14 protein-coding genes, 1 tRNA gene and 1 pseudogene are annotated in these 20793 nt (G+C 63.4%); 6 read left to right on the top strand and 10 right to left on the bottom strand.

Going from position 1 to position 20793, the window contains the following annotated elements:
• Positions 1–146: 146 nt before the first annotated feature.
• Positions 147–2162 carry an excinuclease ABC subunit UvrB gene (gene uvrB, locus AC3WJP_RS18040; RefSeq protein ID WP_493724016.1) on the bottom strand — a complete coding sequence of 672 codons (2016 nt, stop codon included), beginning with the start codon at positions 2160–2162 and terminating at the stop codon, positions 147–149.
• A gap of 312 nt (positions 2163–2474) precedes the next feature.
• On the opposite strand from uvrB, the gene AC3WJP_RS18035 reads away from it, so the two are divergent.
• Together AC3WJP_RS18035 and AC3WJP_RS18030 are read left to right on the top strand one after the other, a co-directional pair.
• Positions 2475–3671: an amino acid aminotransferase gene (locus tag AC3WJP_RS18035; protein ID WP_493724015.1), complete on the top strand. Its 1197-nt coding sequence runs from the start codon at positions 2475–2477 to the stop codon at positions 3669–3671.
• 69 nt (positions 3672–3740) lie between these two features.
• A tRNA-Asn gene (locus AC3WJP_RS18030) sits at positions 3741–3816 on the top strand.
• Positions 3817–3874: 58 nt separating this feature from the next.
• On the opposite strand, the pseudogene AC3WJP_RS18025 reads toward AC3WJP_RS18030, so the two are convergent.
• A pseudogene (locus AC3WJP_RS18025) lies at positions 3875–4283 on the bottom strand (type II toxin-antitoxin system HicB family antitoxin).
• 209 nt (positions 4284–4492) lie between these two features.
• On the opposite strand from AC3WJP_RS18025, the gene AC3WJP_RS18020 reads away from it, so the two are divergent.
• The 4 genes from AC3WJP_RS18020 (at position 4493) to AC3WJP_RS18005 (ending at position 9038) form a co-directional block, all read left to right on the top strand.
• A complete protein-coding gene (locus AC3WJP_RS18020) occupies positions 4493–4864 on the top strand; it encodes a COG4315 family predicted lipoprotein (RefSeq protein WP_493724014.1) in 372 nt (123 codons plus the stop codon).
• Positions 4865–5004: 140 nt separating this feature from the next.
• Positions 5005–5505 carry a sigma-70 family RNA polymerase sigma factor gene (locus tag AC3WJP_RS18015; RefSeq protein WP_493724013.1) on the top strand — a complete coding sequence of 167 codons (501 nt, stop codon included), beginning with the start codon at positions 5005–5007 and terminating at the stop codon, positions 5503–5505.
• Complete coding sequence (locus AC3WJP_RS18010; protein WP_493724012.1) at positions 5505–6506, top strand: FecR domain-containing protein; 1002 nt, start codon at positions 5505–5507, stop codon at positions 6504–6506. Before AC3WJP_RS18015 ends, AC3WJP_RS18010 begins: the two co-directional genes overlap by 1 nt.
• Before the next feature lie 90 nt (positions 6507–6596).
• A complete protein-coding gene (locus AC3WJP_RS18005; RefSeq protein WP_493724011.1) occupies positions 6597–9038 on the top strand; it encodes a TonB-dependent siderophore receptor in 2442 nt (813 codons plus the stop codon).
• On the opposite strand, the gene AC3WJP_RS18000 is transcribed toward AC3WJP_RS18005, so the two are convergent.
• The 8 genes from AC3WJP_RS18000 to AC3WJP_RS17965 form a co-directional block, all read right to left on the bottom strand.
• On the bottom strand, positions 9039–9410 hold the full coding sequence (locus AC3WJP_RS18000; RefSeq protein ID WP_493724010.1) for a hypothetical protein: 372 nt from the start codon (positions 9408–9410) through the stop codon (positions 9039–9041).
• Positions 9407–9745, bottom strand: a complete 339-nt coding sequence (locus tag AC3WJP_RS17995) for a helix-turn-helix domain-containing protein (protein WP_493724009.1) — start codon at positions 9743–9745, stop codon at positions 9407–9409. The genes AC3WJP_RS18000 and AC3WJP_RS17995 overlap by 4 nt, the downstream gene beginning before the upstream one ends.
• Before the next feature lie 186 nt (positions 9746–9931).
• Positions 9932–10378, bottom strand: coding sequence for a YkvA family protein (locus AC3WJP_RS17990; protein WP_493724008.1), 447 nt, complete (start codon positions 10376–10378; stop codon positions 9932–9934).
• A 312-nt stretch (positions 10379–10690) separates the two neighbouring features.
• Positions 10691–11479, bottom strand: a complete 789-nt coding sequence (gene bamJ / locus AC3WJP_RS17985; RefSeq protein ID WP_493724007.1) for a BamJ family beta-barrel-assembly machinery protein — start codon at positions 11477–11479, stop codon at positions 10691–10693.
• A 164-nt stretch (positions 11480–11643) separates the two neighbouring features.
• Entirely contained in the window at positions 11644–12579 is a 936-nt protein-coding gene (gene pcaQ, locus AC3WJP_RS17980; RefSeq protein WP_493724006.1) for a pca operon transcription factor PcaQ, read from the bottom strand.
• 119 nt (positions 12580–12698) lie between these two features.
• Positions 12699–13046 carry a nitrite reductase small subunit NirD gene (nirD, locus tag AC3WJP_RS17975; protein WP_493724005.1) on the bottom strand — a complete coding sequence of 116 codons (348 nt, stop codon included), beginning with the start codon at positions 13044–13046 and terminating at the stop codon, positions 12699–12701.
• Positions 13046–15598: a nitrite reductase large subunit NirB gene (nirB, locus tag AC3WJP_RS17970; protein ID WP_493724004.1), complete on the bottom strand. Its 2553-nt coding sequence runs from the start codon at positions 15596–15598 to the stop codon at positions 13046–13048. Before nirB ends, nirD begins: the two co-directional genes overlap by 1 nt.
• A gap of 377 nt (positions 15599–15975) precedes the next feature.
• Positions 15976–20196: a bifunctional nitrate reductase/sulfite reductase flavoprotein subunit alpha gene (locus AC3WJP_RS17965; RefSeq protein ID WP_493724003.1), complete on the bottom strand. Its 4221-nt coding sequence runs from the start codon at positions 20194–20196 to the stop codon at positions 15976–15978.
• Between the last annotated feature and the right edge of the window lie 597 nt (positions 20197–20793).

Here is a 20793-nt window from a genome sequence, read left to right as displayed (position 1 = left end):
AAGGGGGCGGATGTTAGCAGGGGTGGCAGGGGGGGCACCACAATCCCTGTAGCGAGGGGGCTTGCCCCCGATTGCTGTGGATCAGCAAAAACGGCGTGGCAGACAAACTTTTCGGGGGCAAGCCCCCCCGCTACAGGGTTTGTAAGTTAGACGGTGAGCAGGCGCTCGCGCAGCTTGGCGACCTCGTCGCGGGTCTGCGCCGCAGCCTCGAACTCCAGGTCGCGGGCCAACTGGTACATCTTCTCTTCCAACTGGCGGATGCGCTTGTTGATCTCGCTGGGCGAGCGCAGCTCGGCTTCGTACTTGGCGTTTTCCTCGGCGGCCTTGGCCATGCCCTTGCGCTTCTTGCTGCGCGAGCCGGGCACGGTGGCGCCTTCCATGATGTCGGCGACGTCCTTGACCACCCCCACCGGGACGATGCCATGCAGGGTGTTGAAGGCGATCTGCTTGTCGCGGCGCCGCTCGGTTTCGCCGATCGCCCGCTCCATGGAGCCGGTGATGCGATCGGCGTACAGGATCGCCCGGCCGTTGAGGTTACGCGCCGCCCGCCCGATGGTCTGGATCAACGAGCGCTCGGAGCGCAGGAAGCCCTCCTTGTCGGCATCGAGGATCGCCACCAGCGCCACTTCCGGCATGTCCAGGCCTTCGCGCAGCAGGTTGATGCCCACCAGCACATCGAAGGTACCCAGGCGCAGGTCGCGGATGATCTCGACGCGCTCCACGGTGTCGATGTCCGAATGCAGGTAGCGCACCTTGACGTCGTGATCGGCCAGATAGTCCGCCAGGTCTTCGGCCATGCGCTTGGTCAGGGTGGTAGCCAGCACTCGCTGGTCGAGGGCCACGCGCTTGCGGATCTCCGACAGCAGATCGTCGACCTGAGTGGTGGCCGGGCGAATCTCGATCTGCGGGTCCACCAGACCGGTGGGCCGCACCACCATCTCGATGGTGCGCCCGGCATGGTCCGCTTCATAAGGCCCCGGGGTCGCCGACACGAAGATGGTCTGCGGGCTCACCGACTCCCATTCGTCGAAGCGCATTGGCCGGTTGTCCAGCGCCGACGGCAGGCGGAACCCGTACTCCACCAGGGTCTCCTTGCGCGACCGGTCGCCTTTGTACATGGCGCCCACCTGGGGCACGCTGACGTGGGATTCGTCGATCACCAGCAGCGCGTCGGGCGGCAGGTAGTCATACAGCGTCGGTGGCGGCGCCCCGGCGGGACGGCCCGACAGATAGCGCGAGTAGTTTTCGATGCCGTTGCAGTAGCCCAGCTCCATGATCATTTCCAGATCGAAGCGGGTGCGCTGCTCGAGCCGTTGCGCTTCCACCAGCTTGTTGGCGTTGCGCAGGAATTCAAGGCGCACCTGCAACTCTTCCTTGATGCCTTCGACGGCGTCGAGCAGGGTTTCGCGCGGCGTCACGTAGTGGCTCTTGGGGTAGAAGGTGAAGCGCGGCAGACGGCGGATGACCTCGCCGGTCAGCGGGTCGAAGGCCGAGATGTTTTCCACCTCGTCGTCGAACAGCTCGATGCGGATGGCCTCGAGGTCCGATTCGGCCGGGAAGATGTCGATCACATCGCCGCGCACACGGAAGGTGGCGCGGGCGAAATCCATCTCGTTGCGGGTGTATTGCAAGTCGGTGAGGCGGCGCAGCAGTGCGCGCTGATCGAGCTTGTCGCCGCGGTCCACGTGCAGGACCATTTTCAGGTACGTTTCAGGGCTGCCGAGGCCGTAGATGCACGACACCGTGGTGACGATGATGGCGTCCTTGCGCTCCAGCAGGGCCTTGGTGGCGGACAGGCGCATCTGCTCGATGTGGTCGTTGATCGAGGCGTCCTTCTCGATGAAGGTGTCGGACGACGGCACATAGGCTTCAGGCTGGTAGTAGTCGTAGTAGGAAACAAAGTATTCGACGGCATTGTTCGGGAAAAACGCCTTGAACTCGCCGTACAGCTGGGCTGCCAGGGTCTTGTTCGGCGCCAGCACCATGGTCGGGCGTTGCACCTGAGCGATGACGTTGGCGATGCTGAACGTCTTGCCCGACCCGGTCACCCCGAGCAGCGTCTGGTGCGCGAGGCCGGCTTCGATACCCTCGACCATCTGACGGATGGCTTCGGGCTGATCGCCGGCGGGTTCGAAACGGGTGACCAACTGGAATTCGGACATGAGGACCTCTGAGTGGCAACCCTCGCCCGAGCGACAAGGGACAGATCGGCGCACAACGGACGACCTGTATTTATAGACAGTAGTTGTAACAAAATGGTGCCGTTAAAGCACGCTTTCAAGGCTCGACGGCGCAGATTTTCCCGGCGCCTCGAAGGCGGGTGAAATAAATGAAATATTTAGCGGTAAAACTCGGTGCAACCTGTCGCCGTGTTTCGCAAGGATCACTATACTGACTCCCCGTTCGTGCACCGCTCCAGTGCATTTCTTCGAGCGCGTGTCCTTTATCCATCCTAAATCAGAGCCACGGTCAAAATGAGCCTGTTTTCCGCTGTCCCATTGGCACCCCGCGATCCTATCCTGGGCCTCAACGAAGCATTCAACGCCGATACCCGTACCGACAAGGTCAATCTGGGTGTGGGCGTTTACTGCAACGAAGAGGGGCGAATTCCCCTGCTGCGCGCCGTGATCGAAGCGGAAGCCCAGCGTGTGGCCTCTCATGCTGCCCGTGGCTACCTGCCGATCGACGGTATCGCCGCGTATGACCAGGCCGTACAGACCTTGCTGTTCGGCGCCGACTCGGCACTGATCGGCAGCGCCCGAGTCATCACTGCCCAGGCGGTAGGTGGCACTGGCGCGCTGAAGCTGGGCGCCGACTTCCTCAAGCAACTCAAGCCCGATGCCATCGTCGCCATCAGCGATCCGAGCTGGGAGAACCACCGCGCGCTGTTCGAGACCGCCGGCTTCGCGGTGCAGAACTACCGCTACTATGATGCGACCAGCAATGACGTCAACCGTTCCGGCATGCTCGAAGACCTTCAGGCCCTGCCGTCCGGCTCGATCGTCGTGTTGCACGCCTGCTGCCACAACCCCACCGGCGTCGACTTGAGCCAGGCCGACTGGCAGAACGTCCTTGATGTGGTCAAGGCCAAGGGCCATGTACCCTTCCTCGACATGGCCTATCAGGGCTTCGGCGATGGCATCTACGAAGACGCTGCCGCCGTGCGCCTGTTCGCCGACTCGGGCCTGAGCTTCTTCGTTTCCAGCTCGTTCTCCAAATCCTTCTCGCTGTACGGCGAACGCGTGGGCGCGCTGTCGATCGTGACGGACTCCAAGGACGAAAGCAGCCGCGTGCTGTCGCAGATCAAACGCGTGATCCGCACCAACTACTCCAACCCGCCGACCCACGGCGCCAGCATCGTGGCCGCGGTGCTCGCCAGCCCCGAACTGCGCGCGCAATGGGAAGCCGAGCTGGGTGAAATGCGCCAGCGCATCAAGGCCATGCGCACCGCCATGGTCGACGCCCTGGCCGGCAACAGCGCCGGTCGCGACTTCAGCTTCGTCGGCCGCCAGCGCGGGATGTTCTCCTACTCCGGTCTGAGCGCCGAGCAGGTCGGGCGCCTGCGCAACGAGTTCGGTATCTATGCGCTGGACACTGGCCGTATCTGCGTCGCGGCCCTGAACCGCGGCAACATCGACAAGGTCACTCAGGCGATTCTGGCGGTCTTGTGATCGAATGCGTGGGAGAAGTCCGGTGAAAGCTTGACTTCTCCTTAGCAATCAGTAACATGCGATGCAAATTCCGTGATAGCTCAGTCGGTAGAGCAAATGACTGTTAATCATTGGGTCCCAGGTTCGAGTCCTGGTCACGGAGCCAATTGACGAAAAAGCCCATCCTTCTGGATGGGCTTTTTCGTTACAGGCGGCTCACCACATCAGCCACCTTGCAAGGCACGCAACGCCGCCGCGGCCAGAAAGCCTGATCGGCTTTTCTGATCAGGATGGTTCCTGACGTAGGCATCGATGCGATTCAACAGGAAACCAGGCAAACGTGATATTCAGCTTTTCCGCCTTGCCCATATAGCGCGTCACATCGATGTCCACCAATGCCCAGGTACAACCGGCGAATGCCGGGTCATTCGCGTGATGGGTTACACGCTTCGCCACAGGTATCGCCAGGCCTTCCTCGGCCAAGAGCTCAAGGTGGCCTTCTATGGCTTCTCGGGCCATCGCCATGGCGTGGTCAAGATCGTCTCCCGCCGAGAAACATCCCGGAATATCAGGCACCTCGACCCCCCAGGCATGGTCCCCGTCATCGGGCAAAATCGTGATGGGATAAAGCATTTCGAGTTTCCTCATGAATCTCTCCCCGTCTGGATACCTGCTTGTTTCAAGAATTTGACTGTCAACACTATAACCACCGTAGATTTGCCAGATTCGCAAGTGTGATCAGTCGTTCCGAAAACTCCCATAGGGAACCTCTTCCGCTCAAGAATCCTCCTCCCCTCCCGATACAAGGTGTAACCCTTTCCCACTCCACGCCCGGAGCCTTCATGCGTCTTTTGCACTACTTGGCCCTGTTGTCCCTGTGCAGCCTCAGCGCCTGTGTCTCGGCTCCGGCGACGTCGGCGCAGACCGACAAGGGCGCAGTGCTGGTGGACAGCAAGGGCATGGCGCTCTACACCTTCGAGCGCGACAGGGACGGCCAGTCACTGTGCAATGGCAACTGCCTGCAGAAATGGCCCGCCCTGCTGGCCCCCGTCGGTGCGCAAGCGCATGGCGACTGGACGCTGATTACCCGCCGTGACGGCGCCTTGCAATGGGCCTACAAGGGCCAGCCGCTGTACACCTGGTATCAGGACAGCAAGCCCGGCGATACCACCGGTGACAATGAAGCGGATGTCTGGCATCTGGCGCGCCCCTGACGCGACTTCCTAGCCCGCCCGCCGCCGAGTGACCAAAGTTGCACACAGCAATCGACAAGCAGCCCGCGCCGCCGATAGAATGAGATCAATTCTTAGTTACATTCACTGGCAGGGATCGCCAGATCGCCTGCGTGATCAACATGTCGTCAGCCGAATCCAACGTCAGCGCCCAAACCTTCACCACCCTCTACAGTGACCATCACGGTTGGCTGAACGGCTGGCTGCAGCGGCGCCTGGGCAACGCCTGGGATGCCGCCGACATCGCGCAGGACACCTTCGTGCGGGTACTGGGCCGGCAAGTGACGGGTAATGAGCCCCGAGCCCTGCTGACCCACATCGCCAAGGGCCTGGTAATCGATCGCTGGCGCCGTCAAGAAGTGGAAAAGGCCTATCTGCAAGCCTTGGCGCAGGTCCCCGAAGCACTGGCGCCTTCGCCGGAATCACGCTTGTTGATCCTCGAAACCCTGTGCCGTCTGGAGGCCATGCTGCAGAGCTTGCCGGCCCTGACGCGCCAGGCCTTCCTGCTGTCGCAGCTCGATGGCCTGACCTACAACGCGATCGCCGAGCGCCTGGGCATCTCGCTGATCACCGTCAAGCGTCATATGCGCACCGCCTTCATCGCCTGCCTGAGCCTGGATTGATGTCGGCCCCCATCGATCCGCAAATCCTCGGTGAGGCGGCCGACTGGCTGGTACAGCTGCATTGCGGCGAAGTCAGCGGCGCCGATCATCAGGCCATCGCCCAATGGCGCAGCCGCAGCGATCAACACGCTCAGGCATGGCAACGGGCCGAGGCGCTGCTGGGGGATTTTCGCAGCGTGCCGGCCGGGATCGCGATGCAGACGCTGCGCAATGTCGACCGGCGCAAGGGCCTGCAGCGCCGCCAACTGCTCAACCGCCTGGGCCTGCTGTTGCTCTGTGGCCCGGTGGCGTGGCTGGCCTGGCAGCAGCGGCCCTGGGAAGTGTGGGCGTCCGACCTGCACACGGCCACCGGCGAGCAGAAACAACTGCGCCTGCCCGATGGCAGTCAACTGCTGCTCAATACGGCGACGGCGGTCGATATCGCCTTCAACGACCAGCAGCGTCTGGTGCGGCTGCTGCGCGGGGAAATCCTCGTCAGCGTGGCCATGCCGCCCTCGCGGGCGGAGCTCGCTCCCACAGATGTTCCCATTCGACTTGAGCCACGGCCGTTCATCGTCCAGACCCAACACGGCCGCGTCCACGCGGCGAGTACGCGCTTCAGCGCGCGTGTGTTCGATGATCATAGCCAGGTGGCCGTCAGCGCGGGCACCGTGACCTTGACGCCGGTGAATCACACCGGCGACACGCTGATCAAGGCGGGGCAAGTCGCCTCGTTCGACCGCGATCAGGTCAGCACGCCGCGGACCCTGACGGCAGGGGCATTGAGCTGGGAAAACGGCATGCTGCTGGCCCAGGACATGCGCCTCGCAGAGGTGCTGGAAGAACTGGCCCGCTATCGCTCGGGCATCTTGCGCTGCCACGGCGCGGTAGCGGACCTGCGGGTATCCGGGGCATTCAGCCTGCGCGACAGCGATACCAGCCTGCGCTTGTTGCAGGACACGCTGCCGATCAGCGTGAGCCGCATGACGCCCTATTGGGTGACGGTCGAAGCGCGCTCGTAATCATTTATCCCTCAGGCTGATACCTTTTTCGTACTCGTCCGGTGAAAGGAATAACCCCTCTCATTGCCTTTCATCCGACAGGATCGCCGAATGATCTCCACCCTGCCTCGCCGCCCTTCCCCGCGCTTTCGCTTCAAGGCCCTGAGCCTGGCCATCGGTCTCGGCCTGGCAGGGACGCTGGCCAACATGCCCACCACCCTGGCGGCCGACAGCCAGGCCGCCAAGGCCAAGGACTACGCCATCGGCCCAGGCTCGCTGGCCAACGTGCTGGCGCAATTCGCCGCCCAGGCCGGGGTGCCACTGTCATTCGCCCCGCACCTGATCGACAACCGTCAAAGCAACGGCCTGCATGGCCACTACGGGGTCGACGAAGGCTTCGCCCAACTGCTCGCCGGCAGCGGCTACAGCCTGATCGCCACCGGTAACGGCGGCTACACCCTGGCGCCCACAGCACGCCAAAGCGACGCCCTGCAACTGGGCGCCACCACAGTCACCGACGTGCAGAGCGCCTATACCGATACCTACGCCGGCGGCCAGGTCGCCCGCGGCGCGCAACTGGGCGTGCTGGGCAATCAGGCGATCAGCGACGTGCCCTTCAGCGTCACCAGCTATACCGCCCAGACCATGCGCGACCAGCAGGCGCAGACCATCGGCGACGTGTTGCTCAACGATGCCTCGGTGCGCCAGTCCAACGGCTTTGGCAACTTCTCGCAGATGTTCATCATTCGCGGCCTGCCGCTCAACAGTGATGACATTGCCTTCAACGGCCTGTACGGCGTGCTGCCACGGCAGATCATCGGCACCGAATCGCTGGAACGCGTCGAGCTGTTCAAAGGCTCCAACGCCTTTCTCAACGGCGTGTCGCCCGGGGGCAGTGGTATCGGCGGCAGCGTCAACCTGCAGCCCAAGCGCGCTGAAGATACCCCGACCCGCAGCGTGACGCTGGACTACACCGACGACAGCCGCGTGGGCGGGCACCTGGATCTGGGCAAGCGTTTCGGCGAAAACAACGAATGGGGCGCACGCGTCAACCTGGCTCAACGCGAAGGCGATACGGCCATCGACCGTGAATACCGGCGCACGGTATTGGCCAGCGCGGCCTTGGATTATCGTGGCGATCGGCTGCGGGTGGTGACGGATTTCGGCTACCAGAAACAACGCATCAATGCCGGCCGCTCGGTGGTGTATGCCACTGGCACGGGTATCCCGGATGCGCCCTCGGCACGCCACAACTGGGCTCAGAACTGGAGCTGGTCACAGCTGGAGGACACCTACGGCATGCTGCGCGCCGAGTACGACCTCAACGACAACTGGACCGCCTACGCGGCGATTGGCGCCAAGCACACCCGGGAGAACGGGGTTTACTCGTCAGTATACGTGGCCGATAAACAGGGCACGGCCAAAGGCGGGATGCTGTATTCCCCCCATGACGAGGACAACAAAAGCGCCATGGCTGGGCTCAACGGGCATTTCGACACCGGCGCGGTGAGCCATAAGGTCAACTTCGGCCTGGCCGGGATCTGGGCGGAGCAGCGCTCGGCCTTCCAGCAACTCACCACGGCCAGCCGTTTCCCGGTCGACTTCTACCACACCCAGCAGGTCCCGCAGCCGACCTCGGTGATCACCACCGGCGGCGATCTGCATGACCCGGCCATGACCGGCCGCAACCGCAACCGCAGCGTGGCACTGGCCGACACCCTAGGGCTGCTCGATGAGCGTGTGCTGCTGACCGTCGGTGTGCGCCGCCAGGAAGTGGTCACCAACACCTGGTCGAGCACCACCGGCATCGCCAACCCCAGCTACGCCGACTCCATCACCACGCCGGTCTATGGCCTGGTGATCAAACCGTGGGAGCATGTTTCGTTCTATGCCAACCGCATCGAGGGCCTCGCCCAGGGCGCCACGGCCCCCGGTACCGCCGCTAATCCGGGGGCACAAAACCCTCCGGCGCGCAGCAAACAGATCGAAGCCGGCATGAAAGTCGACATGGGCAGCTACGGCGGCAGTCTTGGGGTCTATCGCATCGAACAACCGGCCAGCGCGACCAGCACGGCCAACATCTTTGGCGTCGATGGCAAGCAACGTAACCGTGGAGTGGAATTGAACCTGTTCGGCGAACCGCTGGAAGGCTTGCGCTTGCTGAGCGGCGCGACCTGGATGAATGCCGAGCTGGAAAAGACCGCCAGCGGTACCAACGATGGCAACCGCGCGGCCGGTGTACCGCGCTTCCAGTACAACGTCAGCGCCGACTGGGACGTACCCGGCATCGAAGGCGCAGCGCTGAATGCCCGCTTGCTGCGTACCGGTGGCCAGTACGTGAATGCGCAGAACACCCTGTCGATCCCGGCCTGGACGCGCGTCGACCTGGGTGCGCGTTATCGCTTCAAGATGGATGACAAGGACATCACCCTGCGCGCCAACCTCGAAAACGTGGCGAACAAGGCCTATTGGGCAGCAGCATCGACTTCAAGCAACTACCTGACCCAAGGCGAACCACGCACGTTGAAGGTGTCGGCAACGCTGGATTTCTGATCAGGAGGCGCACTGCTCGGGGTAGCTGTACTCGAATACCCGGACCACTTCGGAGGCATGCCAGGAGGCGGCGGCGACGCCATCGGAAGGTCCGGAAAAGCGCCCGAGACGTTCCACGCATTCAAAAAAGCCAGGGCGCGGCAAACGACTTGCACCCTGGCTGATGACCAATGAACTACGGATCGGTTGCTCGGCCTTGGCATCCAGCGAGGCCAGGTGTTCGAGGGCGGCGGTCAAGGTTTGCATGGCGGGGCTGGGGAACTGCAAGCGTTCGAGCAGCGCGCGGTAGGTGAGCAGATGGCGCTGGCGACGGGCGTGATCCAGTTCGCCCAACAGGCCGTCCCATTGCTGCCGACTGATACGCACGCTCATGATGCATCCCTCCAGCCCGGCACCCCCAACTCCCATGCCAGGCTGCGCTTGATCGCGGCATCGGGGTCGCGTTCGCCGCTCTCGATCATCGCCAGATACGCCGGGCTGATGCCGACGGCACGGGCCAGGGTATTGGCCTCCAGGCCCTTGGCTTCACGCAGGCTGGCCAGTTCGGTAAAGGCCGGATGCCCGGCCTGGCTGGCGGCGTCGACCTGCGCTGTCGGCTCCGGCACTGACGCTACCTGGCCCGCGGCGGCCAACAGGGCCTGATATTCAGCCCATGGCACCACGGCATATTCCGGTTGGCCATCGCGACTGATCACCTGAATACCCATCACATTCCCCTTTACGCCCGAAGCGATTGCTCGGTAGGCATATTCCTCAATGCGATTATCTTAACAGCGGAATCTCAGGGAGGGGATATTTGTCCTGGAATTGTCGCCTGTAGCGAGGGGGCTCGCCCCCGAAAATCGCCAGGAGCGGGCAGGACATAGCTGTATGGGGGGTGAGCCCCCTCGCTACTAGATTTTGCGCGGATCCAGCTCCAACGGCTCCGAGACATCGGGCACGCGCTCGAGCACACGCAGTTTTTCCGGCGACTGACGGGCGCGCCAGGCGCGGAAATCTTCGAGTTCGTTAGCCACCACTTTCATCACCCAGCTCAGCACGGCGATGTCGTCGAGCATGCCTACGCCCACCAGCCAGTCCGGGATGGCATCGAAGGGGCTGACGAAATACAACAAGCCAGCGACGATCGACAGCATCGATTTGCCGCTGATGGCCCGATATTCCCCACGCCAGTAGGCCAGGCACAGGGCCTGCAGCAAGCCGACATCCTTTTTCAACTTGCCGAGGTTGTTACCTTTGATCTTGCGCGTCACCGCGAACGCCAGTGCGGGTAAACGACCGCGACTCAAGAGCCGCTCGGCCAACGGCAGGAAACGGCTGAAACTCCAGGGTGCTTTCATGAACCCTCCCGAAAACATAGGGGAAAGGTTATCCACAGATATTGTGGATAACCTTGTGAACAGAGGCAAATTAAGGCCTGTCGGCCCCCGAGATACAAGGGCCGAGCACAGATCGCGCGTTTTTTACTCACATAAAAAACGAAGATTTTCGTTGACTGGACAGCCTCTTACGGCTAACGCCATGAGGGCGTAGAGCTGTGACTACAGGCATTTGCAGCAGTTCGAAAAAAATCGGCATCCATCGGCATAATCAATTCGCAGAAACGCAAACGCCCCGTCGAGACGGGGCGTTTGCAGGACAATCCAGCAGACTTACTTCTTGGCTGGAGCAGCTGGAGCTGCCGGTGCGTCGTCTGGCGCGCCTTCGTCTTCTTCCGGCGACTGCTCAGGTGCACCGGCATCGGCCTTGGACGGATCCTTGATGGCGATCAGCTCCAGGTCGAACACCAGAACCGAGTTGGCAGGGATCGCCGGGCTCGGGCTCTGGGCACCGTAGGCCAGGTTGGCCGGGATGAACAGTTTGACCTTCTCGCCAACGTGCATCAGTTGCAGACCTTCGACCCAACCCGGGATCACGCCGCTGACTGGCAGGTCGATCGGGCTACCACGCTCGATGGAGCTGTCGAAGACCTTGCCGTCGATCAGCTTGCCTTCGTAATGAACGGTGACCACGTCAGTCGGCTTGGGCTGCGGGCCATCGGCTTTCTTGATGATCTGGTACTGCAGGCCGGAAGCGGTGGTGACCACGCCTTCCTTCTTGCCGTTTTCTTCGAGGAATTTCTTGCCGGCGGATTCAGCTTCGGCGCTCATCTTGGCCATGCGCTCTTCAGCGCGCTTCTGCAGATCGGCAAAAGCGGCGACCAATTCGTCGTCCTTGAGTTTCTGAGGCTTTTTGCCCACGGCATCTTCGATACCTTGAGCCACGGCCTTGGAATCCAGGTCGTCCATGCCTTCTTGCGCCAGGCTCTTGCCCATGTTCAGGCCGATACCATAAGAAGCTTTCTGCGCCGGTGTTTTCAGCTCGACACTGGCGTGCTGATCGCAGCCTGCGAGTACCAAACCAACCAGGGCGATCGCCGCTGCCAACCGATGCTGTTTCATGCTATTTCCTTGTTCATGCGCCAATAGGGCATTCGAGTAAAGCCGCGAGCTTATCAGGCGGCCACGACCAATGGCTACCGGCATGAGAGGCACTAAAGGGGGATAAGTTCAGGTATTACAAGGATTTCATCTTGCCGGGAGTCGCGACCGGGGGAAAACCGCAGTCAGCCCGCTTCGCTCGCCTGGCGGTACTCCACGGCCACCTCGCGAACCACCTCACATAACCATTGCGCCGGCAATGGCAAGGCCCGCGCAGCGTTGCTGCAGATGCCCACCGAACCACCCGGCTCGCTGACACCCAATTGCAACTCGTGCAACTCGCCCTGGCTGACGTCCAGGCGTACCGCATCCCGAGGCGCGACCCAGATCGCATCGCTGGTTTGCACGTAGCGGCGGCTGAGGGTCGGGGAAAGTGTTTCGACTCTTTGCGAAGACGGGCTGACGGCGCATTGCACGAACAGACTATCGGCGTGTTTGCGAATGGTCGTGCCGGCCAGCGGCAGCACCAGCGGATAACGGCTGATCTGGCTGCGCTCCAGCGGTTGCGCGGCCAGCAACGGATGGCCGGTGCGCACCACCAGAGCCATGGCTTCGCTGTACAGGTGTTCGAAGATCAGGCCCTGAATCTGCGGGCTATCGGTCATGCGGCCGATCACTAGATCAAGGTCGCCGACATGCAGTTGCCCCAACAGATAAGCGCCGGGCCCGGTGGACACACTGACCACCAGGGCGTCATGACGCTCGTGCAGGCGCTTGAGGACCTCGGGCATGAGCTGGCTTTCGACCGTCGACAGGATGCCGACACGCACCTGTGGCGGCTCGTGCTCCTCGCTGCGCAGGGTGCTGACACCGTCGCGCAGGGCCTGCACGCAGGGCGCCGCATAGCGCATGAAACGGATGCCGGCCGGGGTCAGTTCGACGCCGTTCTTGTCCCGCTCGAACAGCCGGGTTTCGAGCAGCTCTTCGAGCTCCTTGAGGGTCTTCGAGATCGCCGGCTGGCTGATCGCCACGGCATCGGCGGCCTTGGCGAAGCTGCCCTGGCGCGCGATTTCGAGGAAACACAGCAAATGGCGGAATTTGATCCGGGTATCGAGGTTCATGGCGCGCATCGTAGCAGGAACAAAGCGCATTCACCCTGTGGCGAGGGGGCTTGCCCCCGAAAGATATCGGCCCGCTACAAAGGTGCCGCCGGACAAATCTTCGGGGGCAAGCCCCCTCGCTACAGGGTAACTTCCACGGCGTCACCCGCCAACCGCACTGCCCAAGTCGCCAGCGCCTGCTTCGGGTCTTCGACGCAGCACCCACTGACCAGGCTGAAATGCTGCTTGTACAACGGCGCCGCCACCACCAACTCGCCCTTGAGCAAGCCGACGATGCCGCGGCCGATCACGTTGGCCCCCGACTGCGGATCACGATTGGCCACCGCATAGATCGGCGGGCTTCGCTCCGGCAGATAGAACAGCGCCACCTGCTCGCCATTCAGCCAAGCCACCACCCCCGACTGCGCCACCAGATCACTCACGGCGCATATCCGCTGCCAACGTTGTTGCACCTGTACCTGAGCCATCACAGCACCTCCTCGGTCACGGCAATCAGCTGCACCATTGGCGCGGGCCGACGTTGCTCGCGCTCTTTGATGAATTGAATGTCCGGATCGCTGCGCTTGTCGTTGACGAAGGTGCGGAAGCGCTTGAGTTTCTCCGGGTCTTTCAAGGCATTCGCCCATTCGCATTCATAGCGATCCACCACCAGTTGCATCTGTGCTTCCAGTTCGGCACCCAACCCCAGGCTGTCGTCGATGACTACCTGTTTGAGAAACGCCAGGCCGCCCTCCAGGCTCTCGCGCCACACCGAAGTGCGTTGCAACTTGTCGGCGGTACGGATGTAGAACATCAAAAAGCGATCGATGTAGCGAATCAGCGTCGCGTCGTCCAGATCGGTGGCGAACAGCTCGGCATGCCGCGGACGCATGCCGCCGTTGCCGGCGATGTACAGATTCCAGCCCTTCTCGGTGGCGATCACGCCGACGTCCTTGCTCTGCGCTTCGGCGCATTCGCGGGTGCAGCCCGATACCGCGAACTTGAGCTTGTGCGGCGAACGCAGGCCCTTGTAGCGATCCTCGATCAGCAGCGCCATCTGCACGCTGTCCTGCACGCCATAGCGGCACCAGGTGCTACCCACGCAGGACTTCACCGTGCGCGTCGACTTGCCGTAGGCGTGGCCGGTCTCGAAGCCAGCGGCGATCAGTTCGCTCCAGATATCCGGCAGTTCGTGCAACTGCGCGCCGAACAGGTCGATGCGCTGGCCGCCGGTGATCTTGGTATAGAGGTCGTATTTTTTCGCCACCGCGCCGATGGCGATGAGCTTGTCCGGGGTGATTTCGCCACCCGGGATGCGCGGCACCACCGAGTAAGTGCCGTTCTTCTGCATGTTGGCCATGAAGGTGTCGTTGGTGTCCTGCAGCGGCACCAGCGACGGGTCCATGATCGGCCGGTTCCAGCACGAGGCCAGCACGTTGGCTACCGTGGGTTTGCAGATATCGCAGCCGACGTGGCCACGTCCATGCCTGGCGAGCATTTCATCGAAGCTGTGAATGCCCTCGACGCGAGCGAGGGCATAGAGCTCCTGGCGGGTGTAGGCGAAGTGTTCGCACAGGCTCTTGTCTACCGCCACGCCGCGGGCGATCAGCTCGTGCTCGAAGACCTGCTTGAGCAACGCCGCGCAGCCACCACAGCCGGTACAGGCCTTGGTCTGCGCCTTGAGCTGGGGCAACTCGGCGCAGCCGCTGTCGATGGCCGTGCAGATCGCGCCCTTGGTGACGTTGTGGCACGAGCAAATAGTGGCGGTATCCGGCAACGCATCGGCGCCCAGGCTCGGCGTGCCTTCGGACTGCGGCAGAATCAGACTGGCAGGATCTGCCGGCAGCTTGATGCCGTTCTGTACATACTGCAGCAAGGTGTCGTAGTAGCTGTTGTCGCCGACCAGCACGGCGCCGATGACCCGCTTGCCCTCGGCATCCACCACCAAGCGCCGGTAGCTGGCGTTGGCCTCGTCGATGAAGCGATAGCTCCTGGCCCCCGGCGTGGCGGCGTGGGCATCGCCGATGGAGCCGACGTCGACCCCCAGCAGCTTGAGCTTGGTGGACATGTCGGCACCGCCGAAGGTCGCCGCCGCCTCACCCGCCAAGGCACTGGCGACATTGCGCGCCATGCTGTAGCCCGGCGCGACCAGGCCGAAGACGCTGCCGTTCCAGGAGGCGCACTCACCGATGGCGAAGATCCGCGCATCGCTGCTGCGACAGTGCTCGTCGATCACCACGCCACCGCGCGCGGCGATCTCCAGGCCACTGTCGCGCCCCAGCGCATCCTGCGGGCGAATGCCGGCCGAGAAGACGATCAGGTCGGTCTCGAGAAACTCGCCACCGTCGAAATTCATCCGATAGCGATAGTCCTCACCCGCCGCCACCGACTGAGTGGCGCGGGAGGTGTGCACGCCGACGCCCAACGCCTCGATCTGCGCGCGCAAGGCAGCGCCGCCGTCGCTGTCGAGTTGCACCGGCATCAAGCGCGGCGCGAATTCCACCACATGAGCCTCCAGGCCCAGGGACTTCAAGGCATTCGCGGCCTCCAGACCGAGCAGGCCGCCCCCCACCACCACGCCACGGCGAGCGTTGGCCGCCGCCGCGCGAATGCTGTCCAGATCGTCCAAGGTGCGGTAGACCAGCCGGGCATTGCCCTCGGAGCCGCTGATCGGCGGCACGAAGGGATAGGAGCCGGTGGCCAGCACCAGCCGATCGTAGCCGTAGCGGCCGTGCGCGGTGACCACTTCACAGCGTTCGCGATCGATCTCGAGCACCGCTTCACTCAAATGCAGATGCACGCCGTGACGACCGTATAGATCGGCCTCGCCCAGCGCCAGCGCCTCGGCATCGGAGCCGCTGAAGTATTCGGACAGGTGCACGCGGTCGTAGGCGCGCTGACGCTCCTCGCCGAAGACCCGCACCTCGAAGCGATTCAGCGCCCCGCGCTCGATCAGTTGTTCGACGCAGTGGTGGCCGACCATGCCGTTACCGATGACGATCAGTCTTTCCCGCGGCTCGATGCTCATTGGCGCATTCATGGCGATTCCTCGGTAAAAAAAGGCAAAAAAAAAGACGCCTGGAGCCGTTAAGCTCCAGGCGCCTTTGCCTGGTATTCGATCTGGGTTGTGCACTCGCCGAAGGTGGTCGGCGGGTCAGTGAAGGATTAAAAGCAGCATCTGTGCCAGGTTTGCGATTGTTCATGTGCCGGGTGGGCTAAACCCCTCACAAACCGTGTTTATGTCCTGTGGTGAGGGGGTTGCTCCCGAAGGGCCGGGGGTGTTACACCGCGCGGGGTCAGTACTGGCCTCTCGGGGGCAAGCCCCCTCACTACAGGGTTGGCTTATGGTGATGTGGGCCCCTCATTACAGGGTGGATGTGGGCCAACGCGGTGCGTTGAGGTGCGCGATGCATCGTTTCAGTACACATCTCGCACGTAACGCCGGGTGCTGCTCAAATTCTGCACATATTGCTGCGCCTGCTCGGCGCTCATGCCGCCATGCTGGGCCACCACCTGCCGCAGCGCGGCGTCGACATCCCTGGCCATGGCGCTCGCATCTCCGCACACATAAAAGTGCCCACCCTCCTCCAGCCATTGCCACAACTGCGCGCCCTGTTCGAGCAGGCGTTGTTGCACATAGACCTTGGCTTCCTGATCGCGGGAAAACGCCGTGTCCAGGCGCTGCAGGTGACCATCGCGCTGCCATGCCAGCAGCTCGTCGCGGTAATAGAAGTCGCTGGCCTGACGCTGCTCGCCGAACAGCAGCCAATTCTTGCCCGGCGCGCCGATGGCCTGGCGTTCCTGCAAAAAGGCGCGGAACGGCGCCACGCCGGTGCCCGGGCCGACCATGACCATCGGTGCATGGGGGTCGGCAGGTACGCGAAAGTGCGCCGAGCGCTGGGTGAAGATCGGCACCAGCGCCTGCTGCGCGCGATCAGCCAGAAAACCCGAACACACGCCGCTGCGGGCGCGCTCGTTGCAGCGATAGCGCACGGTCGAAACGGTCAGGTGCACCTCGTGCGGGGTGACCTTGGGGCTCGAACTGATGGAGTACAGCCGCGGTTGCAGGGGCTTGAGCAAGCCGAGCAGTTGGGCGACGTCGAGCTCGACCGGGAACTCGTGGAGCAGATCCACCAGTTGCCGCCCCCAGAGCCACTCCTTGCGCCGGGTCTGGTGCTGGGGCGCCAGCAGTTCGGTGAGCAAGGCGCTGTTGCTTTGCTCGGCAACGGTGTGCAACCAGTCCGGGGTGATGCGGCAGATATCCAGATGCTTTTGCAAAGCCACAGCCAAGGGCATATCGCCCTGGTCCTTGAGGGTCACGGACTGGCCGCTGTCCAGGCGCAGGGTAGCGAGGAGGTCTTCGACCAGCGTCAGGCAGTTGCTGGGCCATACCCCCAGGGCGTCGCCGGCCTGGTAATCGAAGCCACTGTCGGTGAGGTCGAAGGCGACATGGCGGGTTTCCTTCTGCGTGCCGGGGCTGTTGAGCAGGTGGTTGTGCAGCAGACGGGCCTTGTAGGGGCGTCGTTTGCTGTAGAGGGGGGCTGGGGATGGTGGCGGCAGGGGGATTGTTCGGGGGCGAGCCCCCTCGCTACGGGTTAGATCAGTGGGTGCCACTGCGTCCGTGTGGCGAGCGAGCTTGCCCCCGAAATTGTCCGCCGTAGTGGCCAGCGCGGCTTGCACCGAGGCAAGCCAGGCGTTCGCCGATTCGTCGTAGTCAGGCTCGCATTCCACCCGCGCCAGCAGACGCTGGGCACCGAGGCTGTGCAGGCGTTCATCGAGCTTGCGACCGAAGCCACAGAACTGCTCGTAGCTGGAATCGCCCAGCGCCAGCACCGCGTAACGCCAATGGGAGCAATCGCCGGCCCCCTCGCCTTGCAGCGCCGTCCACCAGGCCGCGCCATTGTCCGGGGCGTCGCCGTCGCCAAACGTGCTGGCGATCAGCAACAGGCTGGCCGCATCGGCAAGCTCGCTCGGCGCCACTTCACCCATGGCGCCGCTGCGTACTCCATGGCCGGCGTCGCGCAATTGGCTGACGACCCGCTCGGCCAGCGCCTCGGCATTGCCCGTCTGCGACGCCCACAGCACCCAATGCGCGGCGGGCTCTGCAGGCAGCGCCGCAGCGGATTGCAGCGCCAGTGAGCCGGTACGCGAATACACCCCGGCCAGCAACCCGTTGAGCAGCAGCCGCCGCTGCGGCGCCAGCGGTGCAGTCTCGGGCAGGGTCGGCACTCCGGGCTGGCGTTGCCCAGCGTCGCTGTGCAGACCGAGCAGAAAGCCCTGCACATAGAGTTGCTCCTGATCATTCAACACGGGTGGCGCTAGCGCTTGCAGACCGAGCAGGCGCGCCAGGCTGTCTTCGACCATGGGTATCTCCTGGGGGCGGGCGGGGTGGTCCTGGCGAGCGGACGTCGTGATCAACGGCGAGCCGACGCGCTGCAGGGCTACCGCGGCGTATTTGAATTCCGGCTGCAACGACAGCGGGTCGACGGCATCGCTAGTGACTGCGTTGATCGCCCACTGCTCGCCGAACACATCGTTCCAATGGAACGGCGCGAAACAGTTGCCCGGGCGCACCCGCTCGGTGATACGCGCCGGCAGCCGCGCCAGGCCCCGGCGCGAACGCACCTCGACCTGATCGCCCTCGCCGATCGCCAGGGCCCGGGCATCGTCCGGATGCACCTCGACGAAAGGCCCGGGGTTGAGTTTGTTGAGGGTGGCGATCTTGCCGGTCTTGGTCAGGGTGTGCCATTGGTGCTGCACCCGCCCGGTGTTGAGCACCAGCGGGTAGGCGTCGTCCGGCAGCTCGGCGGGCGGCATGTGCGGGCGGGCGAAGAACTGCGCGCGGCCGGTGGCGGTGGCGAAACGCAGATCTGGAGAACCTTCCCTGTGGCGAAGGGGCTTGCTCCCGATGCGGTGTGTCAGCCCCACATATGACACTGACGGACCGCATCGGGGGCAAGCCCCCTCACCACAGAGATGATCATCGAGATAGCGAATCGGCGCCCGTGTGCCGCTACTGCCGGGAGCACAGGGCCATTGCTGCGGCGCCTCGCGCAAACGCGCATAGCTCGCCCCGCGCAGGTCGTAACCGGTCTGCGGATTCCACGCGCCCTTGATCTCTTCGAACACCTGCTCGGCGCTGCTGTAGCTGAAGGCCTCGGCATAGCCCATGGCGCAGGCGATGCGGGCGATGATCTGCCAGTCGGCCATGGCCTCGCCGGGGGCGTCGACGGCCTTGGGCATCAAGGTCAGGTTGCGCTCGGAATTGATCATCACGCCTTCGGCCTCGGCCCACAGTGCGCCGGGCAGCAGCACGTCGGCGTAGCGATTGGTCTCGGTGTCGAGGTAAGCATCCTGGGTGATCACCAGCTCGGCCTTGCGCAATGCATCGATGACCTGCTGACGATTGGCGACGCTGGCCACCGGGTTGGTGCAGATGATCCAGCAGGCCTTGATGCTGCCCGCGGCCATGGCCTCGAACATGGCCACGGTGCCGGCCCCCGCCTCACTGCGCAGATGGCCGGCGGGCAGGTGCCAGAGTTGCTCGACAAAGGCCCGATCGGCCGCCACCTGATTGGAGCGCTGGCCCGGCAGGCCCGGGCCCATGTAGCCCATCTCGCGGCCGCCCATGGCGTTGGGCTGGCCAGTAAGGGAAAACGGTCCGCTGCCCGGGCGGCAGATGGCACCGGTGGCCAGGTGCAGGTTGCACAGCGCGTTGGTGTTCCAGGTGCCGTGGGTGCTCTGGTTGAGGCCCATGGTCCAGCAGCTCATCCACTCACCGGCCTCGCCGATCCACTGCGCGGCGGTGCGGATATCGGCCTCGGCCAGCCCCGTGAGCGCGGCCACATGGGCGGGTGTGTAAGGCTGCACAAAGGCCGGCATGGCCTCCCAGCCATCGGTATGGCGCGCGATGAACTCGGCGTCGATGTGGCCATTCTCGATCAGCAGATGCAGCAGTCCGTTGAGCAACGCCAGGTCGCTGCCGGGCGCGATCTGCAGGAACAGGTCGGCCTTGTCGGCGGTGGCGCTGCGCCGCGGGTCGACGACGATCAGACGTGCCCCGGCCTTGCGCCGATCGAGCAGACGCATGAACAGAATCGGATGACAGTCGGCCATGTTGGCGCCGATGACGAAAAACAGTTCGGCATGATCGAAGTCATCGTACGAACCCGGCGGGCCATCGGCACCCAGCGACAGTTTGTAGCCGCTGCCGGCGCTGGCCATGCACAGCCGCGAGTTGGATTCGATATGACGGGTGCGCACAAAGCCCTTGGCGAGCTTGTTGGCCAGGTACTGGGCCTCCAGCGACATCTGCCCCGACACATACAGCGCCAGCGCGTCCGGGCCGTGCTCATCGACGATCGCCCGCAGGCGGCGCGCGGTGCCGGCGATGGCCTCATCGATGGCCACCTGCGCCGGCTCGCGCTGACGGTCGTGACGCACGAACGCCGACTCCATGCGCCCCGGCGCCGTGATGGCCTGGGCGCAGGTGCTGCCTTTGGTGCACAGGCGGCCGGCGTTGGTGGGGTGCAACTTGTCGCCGGCGACCTTGATCACGCGGTTGTCGGCCACGCTCATGACGATGCCGCAGCCGACACCGCAATAGGGACACACGCTGCGAACGCTGGTGCTGTTCATGGGTTCTCGCTCATCTGTGAAGCTGTGCGCAAAACAAAAAAGGCGCCGGTTGCCTACGCTCTATGAGCGGGGCAACACGGCGCCTTTGTCGTGTTCGGTTCGGGTTGTGGTGGTGATATGGATGACGATGATGCAAAGGTCGCGCCATGACTGGGCGGCGGGTGCCAGTACTGGGGCAGCAAGGCAACCACCGGATGCTCATCGCGATTCATGCCCCTCGACCCTGCACCCTGCCGGAGCACTGTAGCGAGGGGGCTTGCCCCCGAAAGATGCATCAGCCCACACACCTGTGCCTGATGCACCATTTTCGGGGGCAAGCCCCCTCGCTACAGGGGAGCGGTGCATGGGGGAGTCATACCGACGAGCTGCTGTTTGATCGATTCACGGATTCCGAGTCGCAAACATGCGGGCTAGAGCGGTTGCACTATTCATTGAGGAAAAAACGCCAAAAACAGCCCGTTTCTTCCCCCTATGTGCCGCGTTGACAGCCCTCAGACCCCGTCATAGGATGTCATACAGGTCCATTCATGCTGTTGCTTCTCGATGAAATGGATGCCGGGTTTGACACGGTCAATAACAATAAAAAGGAAGCCGCAA

The organism is Pseudomonas sp. GW821-FHT01A09 (assembly GCF_058986725.1).
This window is presented reverse-complemented; position numbering and strand designations above follow the sequence as displayed.

Bases quoted from the DNA above. Each gene is read 5' to 3' on its own strand.
- uvrB (WP_493724016.1), bottom strand. From the start codon at position 2,162: ATGTCCGAATTCCAGTTGGTCACCCGTTTCGAACCCGCCGGCGATCAG.
- AC3WJP_RS18035 (WP_493724015.1), top strand. From the start codon at position 2,475: ATGAGCCTGTTTTCCGCTGTCCCATTGGCACCCCGCGATCCTATCCTG.
- AC3WJP_RS18020 (WP_493724014.1), top strand. From the start codon at position 4,493: ATGCGTCTTTTGCACTACTTGGCCCTGTTGTCCCTGTGCAGCCTCAGC.
- AC3WJP_RS18015 (WP_493724013.1), top strand. From the start codon at position 5,005: ATGTCGTCAGCCGAATCCAACGTCAGCGCCCAAACCTTCACCACCCTC.
- AC3WJP_RS18010 (WP_493724012.1), top strand. From the start codon at position 5,505: ATGTCGGCCCCCATCGATCCGCAAATCCTCGGTGAGGCGGCCGACTGG.
- AC3WJP_RS18005 (WP_493724011.1), top strand. From the start codon at position 6,597: ATGATCTCCACCCTGCCTCGCCGCCCTTCCCCGCGCTTTCGCTTCAAG.
- AC3WJP_RS18000 (WP_493724010.1), bottom strand. From the start codon at position 9,410: ATGAGCGTGCGTATCAGTCGGCAGCAATGGGACGGCCTGTTGGGCGAA.
- AC3WJP_RS17995 (WP_493724009.1), bottom strand. From the start codon at position 9,745: ATGGGTATTCAGGTGATCAGTCGCGATGGCCAACCGGAATATGCCGTG.
- AC3WJP_RS17990 (WP_493724008.1), bottom strand. From the start codon at position 10,378: ATGAAAGCACCCTGGAGTTTCAGCCGTTTCCTGCCGTTGGCCGAGCGG.
- bamJ (WP_493724007.1), bottom strand. From the start codon at position 11,479: ATGAAACAGCATCGGTTGGCAGCGGCGATCGCCCTGGTTGGTTTGGTA.
- pcaQ (WP_493724006.1), bottom strand. From the start codon at position 12,579: ATGAACCTCGATACCCGGATCAAATTCCGCCATTTGCTGTGTTTCCTC.
- nirD (WP_493724005.1), bottom strand. From the start codon at position 13,046: ATGGCTCAGGTACAGGTGCAACAACGTTGGCAGCGGATATGCGCCGTG.
- nirB (WP_493724004.1), bottom strand. From the start codon at position 15,598: ATGAATGCGCCAATGAGCATCGAGCCGCGGGAAAGACTGATCGTCATC.
- AC3WJP_RS17965 (WP_493724003.1), bottom strand. From the start codon at position 20,196: ATGAACAGCACCAGCGTTCGCAGCGTGTGTCCCTATTGCGGTGTCGGC.